We start from the raw sequence: 14,384 nt of genomic DNA, 5'->3' as shown, positions 1-14,384 counted from the left end.
CTGACAACACGGCGTAACGACTCACCCGCAACAGCATGCCAATGAGCACCAAACCGAGCTAGGGAGACATGCCCTAGGCCCGGCTCGCGTCCGCGACCCCAGGAAGCTGGTGTGAGATGGCCCCGCAGCGCGGGAACAGTGCGTACTGGGCGTGGCGGCTGATCCGGGTTCCCAGCATCGCGATGACCTCGTCCCCCGGTGCGAAGCCGGGGGCGTCGTCACCGATGGCCTCGTTGACTCCTGCGACATCAACTCCGCGCACCCGGTGCGGGGACGGAGGGCAACGACTCCGCAGAGGCCGAGCGGGACAGAGCGGCTGTGGGCGCGGTGGTCAGCCATGGACGCTCGAGGTCGCCCGGTTGAGTTGCCCTGACCCTCGACACGGATGTCCCTTTGCCGCGGAACGAGCGGGGACGAGACCTGTAGGGAACATAACCGCTCGAACGAATGAAGGAACCGTGGAACGGATTAGCGATCAAGTCAAGACCTGGGTCGGCATCCTCGCGTACGAGGACCGGCAGATCGAGAAGGATGCGCAGGTAACGGACAAGATCGTTGCGCCTGAGTCGATCCTCACGCTGGACCTCAAGCACCACGCACCGGGTCAGGCCGGCGGAAACGTTCGGTTCTCCGCCGCCAAGGTCAACGACGATGTGGTGCGTGTAGAAGTTCTCGATGCTCTCAACCTGCCCGAGACCTCGCCGATCACGCTTGTCTGCCAGGCAGTCGAAGAAGGGTCAGCGGCGCCCGACTGAGTGGGACTGGAAGGATCCCATCTCGCGGGGCATGACTGCGCTGAGCTTTCTTGGGAGCCACCGATCCAGCGGTCTTTGCAGCGCAGCGCAGCGCAGCGTCGTCGCGGCCGCAACGGCGTGCTGTCCTCATGCTTCTGGTTCTCCCCGTGCGCATCGTGCGCGAGCGCCCGGCGGACAACCGGTCTTCGCGACGGTCCGAGTCCTGTCCGAGAAGTCGACCGCACAGCAACCGCCGACCGAGGCGCTGCAGTTGGCCGACGAGGTCGTCAGAACCGGAATGGGATCGGGATCGGGCCGCAACAGCACACCCCACGCACGTCACCCGAGGCCATGACCAGGCTCACCGCGCTCTAGCACGCCAAGAACCGTGTGGCGGACGGGACCACCGCACCAGCAATCCCCCGACGAGCAACCAGATCGCGAACGGCAGACGAGCAGGACGGGCCACCGTGCGCGATCCGATGCGCGCAGCCCCAGCCCTTGCGCGGCGAGATGTGGTCCTGATAGCAGCCGATGGCGGCGTCGACCGCTCGAGAAGCGCAGCTCATAGAAGGCGATGCTAGGGCCTGAGCACTAGACCCTCGTGTCCCTGAGGGCACGGCCTACGGGGCAATGTCCGCGCCACTGACTGTGTGCCGGCTCGTGGTGCCTTCGCGCCATTCGAGGAGCATCAATGCCGCTTCGTCCTTGTTGGTTCCAACGGTCGCCTTGCGGATCGCGCGGGCAGAGTCGTCAGGACAGGTCGCGCAGGGCGTCTTCGATGCCGCGATGAAAGGTGGGGTAGGCGTAGATCATGGACCGCAGAGTGTCCAGCGGGACCTGGGCGTGCACGGCCAGGGTGAGGGCACCGAGAACTTCGCCACCGGCCGGCCCCATTGACGTGGCACCGACCAGGACACCGCGGTCGGCGTCGGCCACCAACTTGACCAGCCCTTCGTTTCCGACCTTGTGGATCCATCCCCTCGCCGTGCTCGGAACCGTCGCGCTGCCGACCGCGACGGAGGCGAACCGTTCCCGGGCCCGCTGCTCGCTCAAGCCGACCGAGCCAACCTCGGGATCGGTGAACGTCACTCGGGGAAGTGCGCGGTAGTCCGCGGCGGGGCCGTCCTCTCCCAGGATGTCGCGAATGACGATGTCGGCTTGGTACATCGCGACGTGCGTGAACGCGCCCTGGCCGGTGAGGTCGCCGACGGCCCAGACGCCGTCAGCCACGCGGCACCGCTCGTCGACGGGAGCGGTGCGCGCCGACGGGTCCACCCCGACCGTGTCCAGGCCCGCGGCGACCGGGTCGGCCTGGCGTCCGGTGGCCACCAGGAGCCGCTCGGCGCGCAGCACCGGGCCGGTGCCGACCGTCACAGCGATGCCGCCACCGTCACGATCGACGCGACGTGCGCTGACCCCGACGTGCACCTGGACTCCCTCGGCCTCCAGCACGCTACGCAGCAGCTGACCGGCCTCGGGCTCCTCAGGAGGCAACAAGTGGTCAGCAGACTCCACGACGCTCACCCGCACCCCGAAGCGGGCAAAGACCTGGGCCAGCTCGCAGCCGATCGCCCCACCACCCAGCACGATCAGCGACGCCGGCAGCTTTCTGGCCTCGATGGCCTCGTGATTGGTCCAGAAGGGGACCTGGGCGAGCCCGTCGATCGGGGGGATCGACGGGCGCGTGCCGGTGGCCACCACGATCCCCTTGGCGATGGCGTAGCTGACGCCATCCACCTCGACCCGGCCGGTGCCGGCGACCTTGCCCTTGCCTCGGACGAAGGTGCCGCCCTTGCCGGTGAAGCGCTCCACGGCAGCCCGGTCGTCCCAGTTGTCGGTCGCCTCGTCCCGGATCCGGCGCGCCACGAGATCCCAGTCCGGTCGGATCCCTTCGACGCTCCCAGCAAGCTGAGGAACGCGACGAGCCTCCGCGAGGGCGTCCGCCGCGCGGATCATCATCTTCGACGGGATGCAACCCCAGTACGGGCATTCCCCGCCCAGGAGGTTCGACTCGATCCCGAGCACCCGCAAGCCACGCTCGGCCAGGGTCCCGGCGACCTGCTCACCGCCTGGCCCCATCCCGATCACCGCGACGTCGTAGGACTCCATGAGCACTCCTTCTGATCGACCCCGACCCACCGCCCGGTAGGCAGCGACCGTGAAGCGCTGCATCAGCGTGGCGCCGCGAACCCACCGCGAGAATCGGTCGGCACGTCCAGATCAAGCCCCCGCGCCCACACGACTCGCTGATCTGCTTGTTCACCCCTCCACCAGAAATTCGAACCTGCGAATTCCCATCCTCGCACAGGGGGCTTCGGCACTCACCGAGCCTCGCCGCGAGCGTCTCACCTGCACAAACGCGCCAGGGACAGTGCGCTCACGGATCGCTTCTTCGCGGGTTTATGCCCCGCTTTCGCCCCGTGACACAACAAAGCCCAGGTCAGAAATTGCTTCTGACCTGGGCTTTTGTCGGGCTGACAGGATTTGAACCTGCGGCCCCCTGCAGAGATCGGCCCCTTTGGCATGGGTCCGACCCTGGCCGACTATGTCCGAAATGGGCCGATGACCTGGGCTTTTACCTTTCCGGGCGAGCCGACGGGGTTTGAAGAGGACCGGTCGGGACCGAGGGTTTTTGCCCTGTAAATGCCCCGTGGAGTCTTCTCACCCAGACGAGCCGAAGCCCGGTGCGAGCGGACCAAGACTGCCGGTCAGATCCAACGTCACCAATCAACCATACCGAGTGCAAGCGGCGATGACCGAGCACCCTTTACCGGCTCCAGTCACGTCACCGAGACTGCGGTCGCGCCCTGTCGCCTGGGTGGGGTTGAGGGTTCGGGTGCGGGCTCGAACCGTCGGTGAGCGGCGGTAGCCTCGCGCCGTGATCAGGCTCGCTGACTTTGTCCCGACGCTCGTCGGCGTCGGTGCCTTGATGATCCTGACTTTCGTGGTGCTGTGGGTCTCCCGCGCCCCGCACAGGCTTGCACCGGCGCTGGCAATCGTCCGGGGTACGGCGCAACTCGCCATCATCAGCCTCATCCTGGGCACGGTCATCACGAGCGCGGTCTGGGTGTCGCTCGCTCTGCTGGTCATGTTCACCGTCGCCTCGGTCACCGCCGCCCGCCGGATCACCTGGAGCTGGCGCCACCTCGCACTGGTCAGCGGCGCGATGGGCGCCGGAATCGCGATCACGCTCACCATCGTGTTCACGACCAGAGCCATTGCATTCACCCCGCGGTACGCCCTGGCGATCGGCGGCATCGTGATCGGCAACGCCATGACGATCGCGACTCTGTCCGGGCGCCGGTTCACCCAGTCCGTCAACGACCACTGGGAACAGGTCGAGGGATGGCTCGCCCTGGGCGCTACACCGCGCCAGTCGACGCTCGGGTTGGCCCGAAACGCGATCTACTCAGCACTTATCCCGGCCACGGACCAGACCAAGACGACCGGCCTTGTCACCCTGCCGGGCGCGTTCGTGGGCGCGATCTTCGGAGGCGCCTCGCCGCTGGAGGCCGGAGCGTTTCAGATCACAGTCCTCGCGTCGGTCATGGCGGCCGGGTCAATCACCGCGGTCGTCGTCATTCGGGCCCTCGCCCCCACACGAATTCGACCCGGCGAACTCGGCTAGTCCTCCGTGCCTCTGGCGGGGCAGCCCGTTCCGGGCTGAAGATGGGGGTCCGGTCGCTCGGTGACGTCGTAGCAACGTGGTCCTGTTGAGGCCGCCGGCTAGGCCGACGGCGGATGCAGGAGGCTCGGACCTTCTCCACGATGACCCCGTCATTGCTGGTGATGTCGGACTGGCTGACCAGCCTGCGGGTGACGCGGGTCGTGATGGAGGCGACCAGCGACTACTGGCGACCACCGTTCTACCTGCTCGAGGGCTCCTTCGAGACCTGGCTAGCCCGGTGCTTCACCCCGTCGTCGATCAACTAGCTGCCCCAGCCGAGTGTCCTTACTGGCAGTCACCGCGCTTGAGTGTCAGCTCGCGGCCCGGGGGTCACGACAATCCGCAAGAGTCGCTTGCCCGCGACGCTCTTGACATGCATCGACGTCCAGTAGAACTATGAGCGTACGTTCATGAGCGTATGTTCATGAACGTGTGCTCATCTCACGAGGGAGTCGGCATGGCAGTCATCTCTGCACGAGGCCTCACCAAGACGTTCGGGGAGGTCAAGGCCGTCAGCGAGCTGACCTTCGAGGTCGCGGAGGGCCGGATCACCGGGTTCTTGGGCCCGAACGGGGCCGGGAAGACCACGACGCTGCGGATGCTCCTGGGCCTCATCCGCCCGACGAGCGGCACGGCCCTGATCGACGGTCGCCCGTACCGCGAGCTCACCCAACCGCGCCGGGTCGTGGGCGCGATGCTCGACGCCGACAGCTTCCATCCCGGCCGCACCGGTCGGAACCATCTGCGGGTCCTCGCCGGGACCACAGGAGTCCCACCGGCGCGCATCGACGTCGTGCTCGATCAGGTCTCCCTCACCCGCGACGCGGGCCGGCGTGTTCACGGGTACTCCGTAGGGATGCGTCAGCGCCTGGGCCTGGCCTCGGCACTGCTCGGCGATCCGGCAGTCCTCATCCTGGACGAGCCGACCAACGGCCTCGACCCGGCCGGGGTCGCGTGGCTCCGCACTCTCCTGCGCAACCTGGCGAGCGAGGGCCGCACCGTCCTGGTCTCGAGCCACGCCCTCGCCGAGGTCGCTGCGACCGTCGACGACGTCGTGATCATCAGCGGCGGCCAACTGCAGTACTCCGGCCCGCTCAGCGACCTGTCCCACGCCCGCACCACCCTCGAGGACTCCTTCCTCCGCCTGACGGGATCTGCCTCATGACCACCCTCATCGCCAACGAACTCCTCAAGCTCCGCACGATTCGCTCACCCTGGCTCCTGGTCGCGTTGACCCAGCTCATCATCGTGATGGGCGTCAGCGGCGTGTTCATCGGCGGCGCGGACGCCACCGCAGCGGGGACACCGATAGGCGCCGTTGGGCACGCGGGCCTGCTGTCCTTGTTCACGCTGGTTCTCGGGATCACCGCGGTGGCCGGCGAGTACCGGCACAAGACGATCACCGACTCCTACCTCGCCACCCCCCCGGCGCGGCCCACTGATCGGCGCGAAGCTCGTCGCCTACACAGCGTTCGGGATCGACTTCGGCCTCCTCAACGCGCTCACCGCCCTGACTGCGTGCGCCGGGTGGCTTGCCGCCAAAGGCGGTGACCTCGACCTGAGCGATCCCGCCCTGTGGCGCACCGTGGTCGGCGGGATCATCTGGAACGCAGCATTCACCGCGATTGGCGTCGGCCTCGGCGCCCTGGTCCGCAACCTCAGCACCGCGATCGCCGCCGCGCTCGCGTGGCTCGCCCTCGTCGAAGGCCTGGTCGGTCAACTCCTCGGCGACAACGCGAGATGGCTGCCGTTCAACGCGGGCCTGTCGCTCAACCACATGCCGGAGATGACCGTCGGCGGCCTGTCCCAGGCTGCCGCAGCCTCAGCGCTCCTCGGCTACGCCGTCGCGATCTGTCTGGTCGCCATTGCGACTACCGTGAGGCGCGATGTCACCTAGACCAGCCAAAGCCGTGCGGGGTCGGGTCGGCGACGACCCCGCCGCCGCGCTCCGAACGCACCTCATCGAGGTCGCAGTCGCGCTCCTCGGTGAACGTCCCTTGGCCGCGATCACCACGCGGGAGATCGCCCGCGCGGCCGGGGTGTCCGACGGCGTGCTTTACAACTACTTCACCGACAAGAACGAGCTCCTCCTCCTCGCCCTCGTGCGACGCTTCCACCCGATCGTCGCCCGATCCGACACGGGCCTTCCGCAGCCCGGCACCGGGACCGTCGAGGCGAACCTGTGCCAGTACGCCGAAGCCGCCCTCACCCTCATGGTCGACGCCGTGCCGATGGCCTCCGGCCTCATCAGCGACCCCGTGCTCTTCCACCGGTTCCTCGCCGCGATCCACACCGAACCGATCGCCGCGACCACCATGCCAGTAACCGGGTACCTGCGCGGCGAGCAAGAACTCGGCCGGATCGGCGACGCCGACATCATGGCGATCACCACCCTGCTGGTGGGCGCGATGCTGTCACTCACGCTCGGCGGGCTGATGCGGGGCCTGCCAACCTCCGAGCTCGTCGCCGAAATCCCCCCAGTGATCGCGCTCATCACCCCTGCACTGGTGCCCACCGGCACGTGAATTGCAGCGACAGGACCTCAGCATCTGCTCGAGCAAGCAGGCTTGCCAAACAAACTTGACGTTGGCACCTCGCTCACCGAGACCATCTTCCTCTGGCCTGCCACAGGGGCCCGAGGCCGCCGATATCCTGGCTTCCAGCCGAAACAACGAGTCGCGTGAGCGCGAGACCCCGAGCTGCCCCACCGCCGACACAGATCAGCGGTGGTGCGGGGGGACGTCGAACTGCATGTGCTCGCTGTGCTGGAGCGCGTTGGTGACCAGCAGCTCGACGTGCTGGCTGCTCAGGGAGTAGAAGACCGTGGTCCCGGCCCGGCGCGAGGTCACCAGGTGCCCTGCGCGCAGCTTGGCCAGGTGCTGGGACACCGCGGGTGTAGGTCGGTCGAGCTCCTCGGCCAGCGCGGACACCGACTTCTCTGCGCCGTCACGCAACGTGGCCAAGATCGCAAGGCGTGTGCCGTCGGCGAGCAGCCGCAGGACGTCCACGGCGTGCTGCAGCGTGCTCTCCGTGATCTCGACCCGGGGGGCGGTAGAGGCTCTCATCACGTTCATCATGGCACCGCCGTCGGCGCCGGCGCAGTGACTAGCGTCGTCGCTGCGACTGGTGCGCTGTCGTGCGCGATGTCCGCTGCTGGCCCGGGACGCAGCACACCACCGGTGCCCGTGGGCCACAGCACCATGGCCGTCACGGTCGCACCAGCGGCGATCACGGCCAGGGTGATCGACGTGGGCACCAGGCCGACCACCCCGAGCCAGCCGGCCAGTGGATAGGTGAGCAACCAGCAGGCGTGGGAGAGCGAGAACTGGGCGGCGAACGCGGCGGGAAGCTCGTCGGGTCGCACGTGACGCCGGATGAGACGACCCACGGGGGTCTCGGCCGCCGACCAGCCCAGACCGGCGGCAAACCACAATGCCGCAACGAGCACGAGACCACCTGTTGCGGGACCGGTGGACAGGGCGATCGGGACCAGCATCATCGCGGCGGTCAGCAGCCAGGCACCGGTGAGCATCACCCGCCGCTCGGTCGCCCGCTCGAGCACCCGGGTCAAGAGCAACGCGGCGACCATCGACCCGGCGCCGTTGACCGCCAGGAGCACCGGAACCAGGACGTCACCCTGCTCGAAGGTCGACCGGACGATGACGACCGTCTGGACGATGACGAACGCGCCCGCCGCGGCCACCACGAGGTTGAGCGCCAGAACGGGGCGTAGCTGACGCGTCGAGATGAACAGACGAATCCCGTGCTGCACCCGAGTCCCGAAGGCCATGGGCGCTGCCTCGGGCGCGGCGAACCGGCGCGGCACGAGCGTGGCAGCCACGAGCACGGCCGAGCCTGCGAACCCGACCGCGGTCCCGAAGAACAGCGCCGAAGCCGGGATGAAGAGCAGCAGCGCGCCCGCGATCACGGGTGACAGGACAGACTCCAGGTCGTAAGCCAGCCGGGACAGCGACAACGCCGAGGTGAAGTCACGCTCGTCAGGCAGCACGTCCGGGATCACGGACTGGAACGTCGGGGTGAACGTCGCCGACGCGGCCTGGAGCACGAAGATCAAGACGTACACCTGCCAGATCTCACCGACGAACGGCAGCGTGAACGCCACACCGAGGCGCAGCACACCGGCGCCGACCATCACCGCCCGACGAGGCAGCCGCGACACGAGCGCCTGCGCGAGCGGCGCGACGAACACGTACGCGACCATCTTGATCGCAAACGCGGTGCCAAGCACCGCGCCGGCGCGGCTGCCCGCAAGGTCGTAGGCGAGCAGACCCAGCGCAACGGTCGCCAGACCCGTGCCCGCCAGCGCGACGACCTGAGCCAAGAACAGACGGCGATAAGTCGGGTTGCCTAGTGCACGGATCATGCGGCGAACCTAACCGCTACTTGCATGCTTGCGCAAATACGCAATCTGTTCGACGAGCTCGCGGTCACACGGCGAGGACCCGAACCTGTCCCGTGCGCCAGGTGACAGATCCATCTCGTGCTCGTATGTGCTTGCGGGCCGGGTCGGACCCTGAAATAGTTGCGCCTTCAACCTTCGAGAGGGGTACTGCCATGAAGAAGTTCGCGCTTGGAGTCGCCGTCGTGGCGTCGCTGACCCTGTTTTCGGCCTGCAGTGCGGACGACGCCGACGACGCCATCGAGTCCGCGGCGGCCGAGTCGACCGATGCTGCGTCGGAGGCTGCCGGGGGCGCATCCGGGGAGCCCACAGGCGGGGAGCCCACAGCCGGGGAGGCCACCTCTGGGGAGGCCACCGTTCTGCTGGGCAGCGTGGGCTCCACCGACGATCCAGAGGCTTCCGTCATCACCTTGACGGACGAGGCCGGGGAGGAGGTCACCACCCTTCCTGCAGGCGACTACACGATCCAGGTCAGCGATCCGGCGGTGACCCACAACTTCCACCTGGTCGGCGGCTCGATCGACGAGACGACCTCGGTCCCCGAAACCGAGGAGGTCACCTTCGACGTGACGTTCGAGGCGGGGGAATACACCTACAAGTGCGACCCGCACCCGCCCATGACCAGGACATTCACCGTCACCTGAGCAGCCCGCTGGACCATGCGAACGGCCCCGAACGTTCTTGTCCGGGGCCGTTCGCATGGCCCAGGTCCTACCGGGCGAGCCGCCGCAACCACACAAGCGCGACAAGCGCAACCAGCACGGCCGCGGCCGCTGACGCCGTGGCGAGGTACTTGTCCTGGTACCAGAGCGGCTCGTAGATGACCGGGAACGGTCCGATGGACGGGACCTGGACGTACACGCTGAGCACCAACGCACCAAGAGAGCCCGCCGCGACTGCGCCGAACGCAAGCCAGGCCACGACGCTGGGACGCACCACGACCCAGATCACGACGAGCGCTGCGGCTGACGCTTGGGCGACGAAAAGCCCGCTGAGTGTCACCTGGCCGTCGGCGAACAACGGTGGCCGCTCAACGGCGATACGCGAATGCAGGTACGCGGAATCGCCGAGCGTCAGGGCGCCGAGCAACCCCAGTCCACCCGTGGATCGCCTGCTGAGACGAGTCGGTTGCGCAGAGGAGGTAGTCACAGTCGAGCCTCCAGGTCGTTCACGGAAGAGAAGACCTCCATCCTGCCCGACGGGCTGGTCCCGCACAGGGCCACCGGCAACCGTCAGGCGATGAGGTGCCCGAAGGCGATGATGTTGTCGACGTAGTGGCCGGTGGCCCGGTCGAACGCACCGCCGCAGGTGATCAGGCGCAGCTCGGCGCGGTTGGTCGTGTTGCCGTAGACCAGCGAGGTGGGGAACTCGGCCTTCGCATAGCTGCGCACCGAGTCGATGGTGAACCTCGCCACCGTGCCGTCCTGGCGCGTGACCGCGACCTCGTCGCCCGCGACGAGCTCGCCGAGCCGGTAGAAGATCGCCGGCCCCGCAGGCCCATCCACGTGACCGGCGATGATGGCCGGTCCGAGCTGGCCGGGGGTCGGCCCACCGGTGTACCACCCGGGGGCCTGGTAGTCCGCGGGTGCAGGCAGGACGCCGTCGGCCCCGACGGACAAAGGCACGAGGCCGGTGCTGTGCACCTCGATGCTCGGGATGTCGATCGCCACCGGAGCGGACGCGGCCAGCAACGGACCGAGATCGGTCACCTCAGCGGCGGGAGCCTGCCCCGGAGCCGGGGCCACCGGTGCCGCGACACTGTCCGGGGCTGGGTCGATGTCAGGGACGGCGGTCGGGCCCTGGTTGGGTTGCGGCGGCCCGTCGTCGTTGCTGCCGAGCCCGGCCGCGAGGGTGAGCCCGCCCCCCAGCGCCAGCACGGCGGCCGCCGCGGCGAAGATGCCACGGCGGCCGACGCGCTGCACGATGGTGCTCACTACGCCTTGGAGCTGGCGCGACGGGCCGCGAACGCCCCGGTGCCCGCAGCGGCCAGCAGCAGCCCTGTCCCCGCCAGCAGGACCCCGGAGTCGGTGCCCGTCGACGCGGCCCCGCCGGCGCCGGTCGCCATCGACCCCACGGGCGCGGCACTCAGAACCCCGCACAGCGCCGGGTCGGTGGCTTCAGCCGGCAGCGCCGGGTCGAGGTCGGACATCACGTCGCCGTCGTAGGCGCCGCTGTCGTTGTGGTCCACGCCGTGGATGACGACGGCCGACTTGCCGTCAGCGATCGCCTGCGCCTCCTCCTCGGAGACCTGGATCGAGCCACGCTCGTAGGAGAGGTTCCCGCCAGGTGCGGTGTCGAACCGTTCGACCGCCAGGCCGCTGGCCGGGCTCGTGTCACCCGTCTTGGTCAGCGACACGACGATCGGACCGTAGGCGGGGCCTCCCTCGGTGGTGTTCAGCGTGCCGTCCGCGCTGAGGTCGTCCGCAGCGATCGGGCACTCGTTGCGCGCTTCGGCCCCGAAGTGGATGTGCGCGGCGAGCGGGGAATCGGCCAGCAACCCGCTCGCGGCCATCGTGACCGTGATCATGGTCCCCTGGACCTTCACCATCGCCGTGCCTGAGCCTTCGACGCCGTTCAACGCGACCGGGGCGAGATTCGCGTTGAGGTCGCCATCGGCGGCGAAGGCCGAGGACATGCCCATCGGGAGCAGGAACGCGCGCCGAACGCGGCGGTGGCGAACTTGTGACTGGTACGCATGAGGTCTCCATAACCGGCGGACACCGCGTGCCGCCACGTGTCGGGATGCTGCTGACACGGGTAATTCGGAGCGGGCAACGGACCGGATGGGTCCAGACCGAGACGGGTCTCGTAAACGTCACCATCAGCCCCGCGTCGTCCACCCCGGCGGTGCTCGCGTGCGCCCGTCTTCTCACCAATTGAGACGTCGTGACCTGGCCGTGACAATTGCGGCGCCGGTCCGTATGGTCGTCCCATCCCGGGGCCACACCTGGGTGCCCTGAGGTGGACCGCCAAATCCTGCCACCACCGACGGACCTTTCGACGTCTCGCTGGCAGGAGCGGGGGACCCAAGCACGACGGACACCGGATTGTCGATGTCCTTGGGGTGAAGCCGATCGCTCGTTGATCGGCCGGGCGCATACTCCCGCCCGAACCCGACAGCTCACCCCGAAGGCGACCGGAGAGGTCCCCATGCCCGTGAGCTCGATTCCCGCCCGCCACCGATCAGCCGGGTGGCCTGTCACACCTCTGTCTGACCTTGCCTCCACCGCGACCGGGACCCTCTCGGTCGTCGGCCGTCGATCGGTCGTGGTCGCTGCGTCGTCCGGACTGATCATGTCGGTGTTCGCAGCGCCTGCCGCGGCATCTAGTCCCGCGGAGATCGCCACCAACCACCCCTCCGTGGACACTTCCAGCCTCACGGCCGGTGCACGCGCAGCCCTCACAACATCGCCGGTCGTCGCCGTGCCCGACGACGCGTCCTGGGCCCTGGACATTCCCGCGATCACCGTTATCGCCGACCCGCCGCCGCCTCCGCCGCCGGTCCGCGCTGCCCCGGCGGCCGCATCTCGAAGCTCGGCTCGCGCCGCGCTCCCCGCGGAGGCCGCCCCCGCTGCCGAGATCGGCGCGCCCGCACCGGCGAGCGCCAACGGCAGCGCGATCGTCGAGATCGCCTCTCGATACGTCGGGGTGCCCTACCTGTGGGGAGGCACGACGCCGGACGGGTTCGACTGCTCGGGATACACGTCCTACGTGTACGCGCAGGTCGGCATCACCTTGCCCCGCACCTCATCGGCTCAGCGCACCATTGGCACGGTCGTCTCGCGCGCCGATGCCCAGCCTGGCGACCTCATCTGGTCTCCCGGACACATCGCGATCTACGCCGGCGGCGACCAGCAGGTCGACGCTCCCCGACCCGGCCAGAGCATTCAGATCCGGAGCATCTGGCAGTCCAACCCGGTGTTCATCCGAGTGGGCTGACAATTGCGCGGCGCCCAGCGGCTACCCGGTTCGCTGCTGGGCGTCTCGCGCCTCTTCCAGCCCCTCAAAGGCCGCTTGGCTTAGTCTCTGGCGTTCGCAGCGCCTGCGACCATCGCCGCGGGCAGCGTGACGGTGAACAGTGCGCCCCGACCGGGGCCATCGCTATGAGCGGTGATCGTTCCCCCGTGAGCTTCACCGCCGGCGCGCAGACCGACGCCACCCACGACGCGGCGCAGAACAAGCTGGCGACGTTGACGACCGACAGCGCGCACCGCGTCGTCGACGGTGCCAGCCATGCGGGGCTGATCCTGGACGAGCAGTACGCCAAGGACACCAGCCGCGCCATCCTCGACGTCGTCTCCGCCGTGCGCAGCGGCGACCCCCTGGACCAGTGATCCGGCCGCACGCCCGACGAACCCCCGCTACCGGGCACCACCAACCCGCGTCGACAGAAGGACCAGGTCCAACCCGTACACATCAGGCGACGGCGTCGACATCGACACACCGACGACCCCACCAACCCCGCCTCGCCCTGGCCGAGTGCGTAGCGCCATCAACGCGAACCCCGATCAAATCTCCATGCTCGCGCGACCCTGTGACCTGCCCATACGCTGCTGCGCCGGGGATTTGAACCGTGCGAATACCCATCGCCACAAGGGAGGTACGGCACTCACCCGAGCTTCGAGGCAAGCGTCTGACCTGCATAGACACTCGAGGGACGGTGGATTCGGCGAGTACTTTTGCCCCGTTTATGCCCCGTTTTCGCCCCGTGACACAACGAAACCCAGGTCAGAAATTGCTTCTGACCTGGGCTTTTGTCGGGCTGACAGGATCTGAACCTGCGACCCCCTGCAATAATCGGTCCCCCTACTTGGGAGTCCGACCGAGACCGAGTTCGTCCGAAAAGAGCCGATGACCTGGGCTTTGACTTTGGCTGGCTTGCTGAACGAGTTGGAAGAAGACCGACCATGACCGAGGGTTCTTCCCCCGTAGATGCCCCGTGAACCCGTCTCGCCGGACGACCCGAAACGCGGTTCGAACGGAGCTGGCTGCCAACAAGAACACGCATCCTCACCCGAATATCCCGACTGGCAGCCGTCACGCCGGAGATTCCCTCGCGGCTCGAGCCACGACCAGCCCGACCTGTCGCCTCCTGCGCCACTGAGTAGACGCGTACTGCGCCGCCGGCTGTGCACGGCTTTCGAGTGCGGGGATGCGATCGAGCGCTACATGCTCGGGTTCGGGAGCATCAGGGGGCACTGCCTAACGTACATTGCCAAAGTAGTGGGCCGGAGGAACGGCGAGACCGACGCCAACCCGAGCCCCGGGGGGTGCCCCTATGTCCTTCTTCAAGCCGTTCGGACTGGTGGGTCGTGAGGGAGCCGCCGCGGAGCATGGCGAACAGGACGTCGCAGCGGCGGCGGGCGAGGGCGAGGGCGAGCAATCATGCCGAGACCGACAGGCCTGCACCCCCGATCCAACACGACCCGCGGGGCTGAGAAGGAGGTAACGGGGGGGCACCGCGCCGCGCCGGGGTCATCCCGCTAGTTGTTCTGGCTCATGACGTTGGTGACGCCTGCGTGGAGGCGTGAGGCCGGGGGCTGGTTCCCGATGGCAGTGT

The 14,384-nt window shown here is 68.2% G+C and carries 17 protein-coding genes and 1 riboswitch; of the genes, 10 read left to right on the top strand and 7 right to left on the bottom strand.

Translation table 11 applies throughout. The annotated features are described in order from the left end of the window. Positions 1-458 precede the first annotated feature (458 nt). Positions 459-755 (top strand): hypothetical protein, encoded by a 297-nt coding sequence (locus EUA98_RS18205; RefSeq protein WP_130104114.1) that lies wholly within the window; start codon positions 459-461, stop codon positions 753-755. 350 nt (positions 756-1,105) lie between these two features. Here the strand turns inward: EUA98_RS18205 and yidD are convergent, their stop codons facing one another. Together yidD and EUA98_RS18195 are read right to left on the bottom strand one after the other, a co-directional pair. Then, on the bottom strand, positions 1,106-1,303 hold the full coding sequence (gene yidD / locus EUA98_RS18200; protein WP_242511702.1) for a membrane protein insertion efficiency factor YidD: 198 nt from the start codon (positions 1,301-1,303) through the stop codon (positions 1,106-1,108). 184 nt (positions 1,304-1,487) lie between these two features. After that, positions 1,488-2,846 carry a dihydrolipoyl dehydrogenase family protein gene (locus tag EUA98_RS18195; RefSeq protein ID WP_130104113.1) on the bottom strand — a complete coding sequence of 453 codons (1,359 nt, stop codon included), beginning with the start codon at positions 2,844-2,846 and terminating at the stop codon, positions 1,488-1,490. Between the two features lie 769 nt (positions 2,847-3,615). Between EUA98_RS18195 and EUA98_RS18190 the strand changes: the two genes are divergently transcribed. The 6 genes from EUA98_RS18190 (at position 3,616) to EUA98_RS18165 (ending at position 6,929) form a co-directional block, all read left to right on the top strand. After that, complete coding sequence (locus tag EUA98_RS18190; protein ID WP_130104112.1) at positions 3,616-4,365, top strand: ABC transporter permease; 750 nt, start codon at positions 3,616-3,618, stop codon at positions 4,363-4,365. A gap of 140 nt (positions 4,366-4,505) precedes the next feature. Then, positions 4,506-4,670 (top strand): hypothetical protein, encoded by a 165-nt coding sequence (locus EUA98_RS18185; RefSeq protein ID WP_207219150.1) that lies wholly within the window; start codon positions 4,506-4,508, stop codon positions 4,668-4,670. A gap of 191 nt (positions 4,671-4,861) precedes the next feature. Beyond that, the gene (locus EUA98_RS18180) at positions 4,862-5,569 is read left to right on the top strand and encodes an ABC transporter ATP-binding protein (protein ID WP_130104111.1); all 708 of its coding nucleotides are present in this window, start codon (positions 4,862-4,864) and stop codon (positions 5,567-5,569) included. Next, a complete protein-coding gene (locus EUA98_RS18175; RefSeq protein WP_130104110.1) occupies positions 5,566-5,955 on the top strand; it encodes a hypothetical protein in 390 nt (129 codons plus the stop codon). Before EUA98_RS18180 ends, EUA98_RS18175 begins: the two co-directional genes overlap by 4 nt. A 34-nt stretch (positions 5,956-5,989) precedes the next feature. Continuing rightward, complete coding sequence (locus EUA98_RS18170) at positions 5,990-6,301, top strand: hypothetical protein (protein WP_130104109.1); 312 nt, start codon at positions 5,990-5,992, stop codon at positions 6,299-6,301. Then, on the top strand, positions 6,291-6,929 hold the full coding sequence (locus EUA98_RS18165) for a TetR/AcrR family transcriptional regulator (RefSeq protein ID WP_130104108.1): 639 nt from the start codon (positions 6,291-6,293) through the stop codon (positions 6,927-6,929). Before EUA98_RS18170 ends, EUA98_RS18165 begins: the two co-directional genes overlap by 11 nt. Before the next feature lie 195 nt (positions 6,930-7,124). Here the strand turns inward: EUA98_RS18165 and EUA98_RS18160 are convergent, their stop codons facing one another. Together EUA98_RS18160 and EUA98_RS18155 are read right to left on the bottom strand one after the other, a co-directional pair. After that, complete coding sequence (locus EUA98_RS18160; RefSeq protein ID WP_130104107.1) at positions 7,125-7,469, bottom strand: ArsR/SmtB family transcription factor; 345 nt, start codon at positions 7,467-7,469, stop codon at positions 7,125-7,127. Positions 7,470-7,477: 8 nt separating this feature from the next. Continuing rightward, the gene (locus EUA98_RS18155) at positions 7,478-8,788 is read right to left on the bottom strand and encodes an MFS transporter (protein WP_130104106.1); all 1,311 of its coding nucleotides are present in this window, start codon (positions 8,786-8,788) and stop codon (positions 7,478-7,480) included. Between the two features lie 125 nt (positions 8,789-8,913). Here EUA98_RS18155 and EUA98_RS18150 point away from each other — a divergent pair, with 125 nt between their 5' ends. Beyond that, entirely contained in the window at positions 8,914-9,468 is a 555-nt protein-coding gene (locus EUA98_RS18150; RefSeq protein WP_130104105.1) for a cupredoxin domain-containing protein, read from the top strand. A 67-nt stretch (positions 9,469-9,535) separates the two neighbouring features. Here EUA98_RS18150 and EUA98_RS18145 read toward each other — a convergent pair whose 3' ends face one another. From EUA98_RS18145 to EUA98_RS18135, 3 genes are all read right to left on the bottom strand, one after another. Continuing rightward, complete coding sequence (locus EUA98_RS18145) at positions 9,536-9,913, bottom strand: hypothetical protein (RefSeq protein ID WP_130104104.1); 378 nt, start codon at positions 9,911-9,913, stop codon at positions 9,536-9,538. 143 nt (positions 9,914-10,056) lie between these two features. Continuing rightward, positions 10,057-10,758 carry a class F sortase gene (locus tag EUA98_RS18140; RefSeq protein ID WP_130104103.1) on the bottom strand — a complete coding sequence of 234 codons (702 nt, stop codon included), beginning with the start codon at positions 10,756-10,758 and terminating at the stop codon, positions 10,057-10,059. Next, on the bottom strand, positions 10,758-11,465 hold the full coding sequence (locus EUA98_RS18135; protein WP_130104102.1) for a CHRD domain-containing protein: 708 nt from the start codon (positions 11,463-11,465) through the stop codon (positions 10,758-10,760). Before EUA98_RS18135 ends, EUA98_RS18140 begins: the two co-directional genes overlap by 1 nt. A gap of 317 nt (positions 11,466-11,782) precedes the next feature. Then, positions 11,783-11,973: riboswitch (cyclic di-AMP (ydaO/yuaA leader) on the top strand. A 211-nt stretch (positions 11,974-12,184) separates the two neighbouring features. Here EUA98_RS18135 and EUA98_RS18130 point away from each other — a divergent pair. Then, complete coding sequence (locus tag EUA98_RS18130; RefSeq protein ID WP_350339516.1) at positions 12,185-12,763, top strand: C40 family peptidase; 579 nt, start codon at positions 12,185-12,187, stop codon at positions 12,761-12,763. Positions 12,764-12,948: 185 nt separating this feature from the next. Beyond that, on the top strand, positions 12,949-13,158 hold the full coding sequence (locus EUA98_RS19915; RefSeq protein ID WP_165372901.1) for a hypothetical protein: 210 nt from the start codon (positions 12,949-12,951) through the stop codon (positions 13,156-13,158). Positions 13,159-14,384 lie beyond the last annotated feature (1,226 nt).

This window comes from Pengzhenrongella frigida (genome assembly GCF_004168625.1).
Lineage (GTDB): Bacteria > Actinomycetota > Actinomycetes > Actinomycetales > Cellulomonadaceae > Pengzhenrongella > Pengzhenrongella frigida.
Note: the sequence above shows the minus strand (reverse complement) of the source record. Positions and strands in the feature narration are given on the sequence as shown.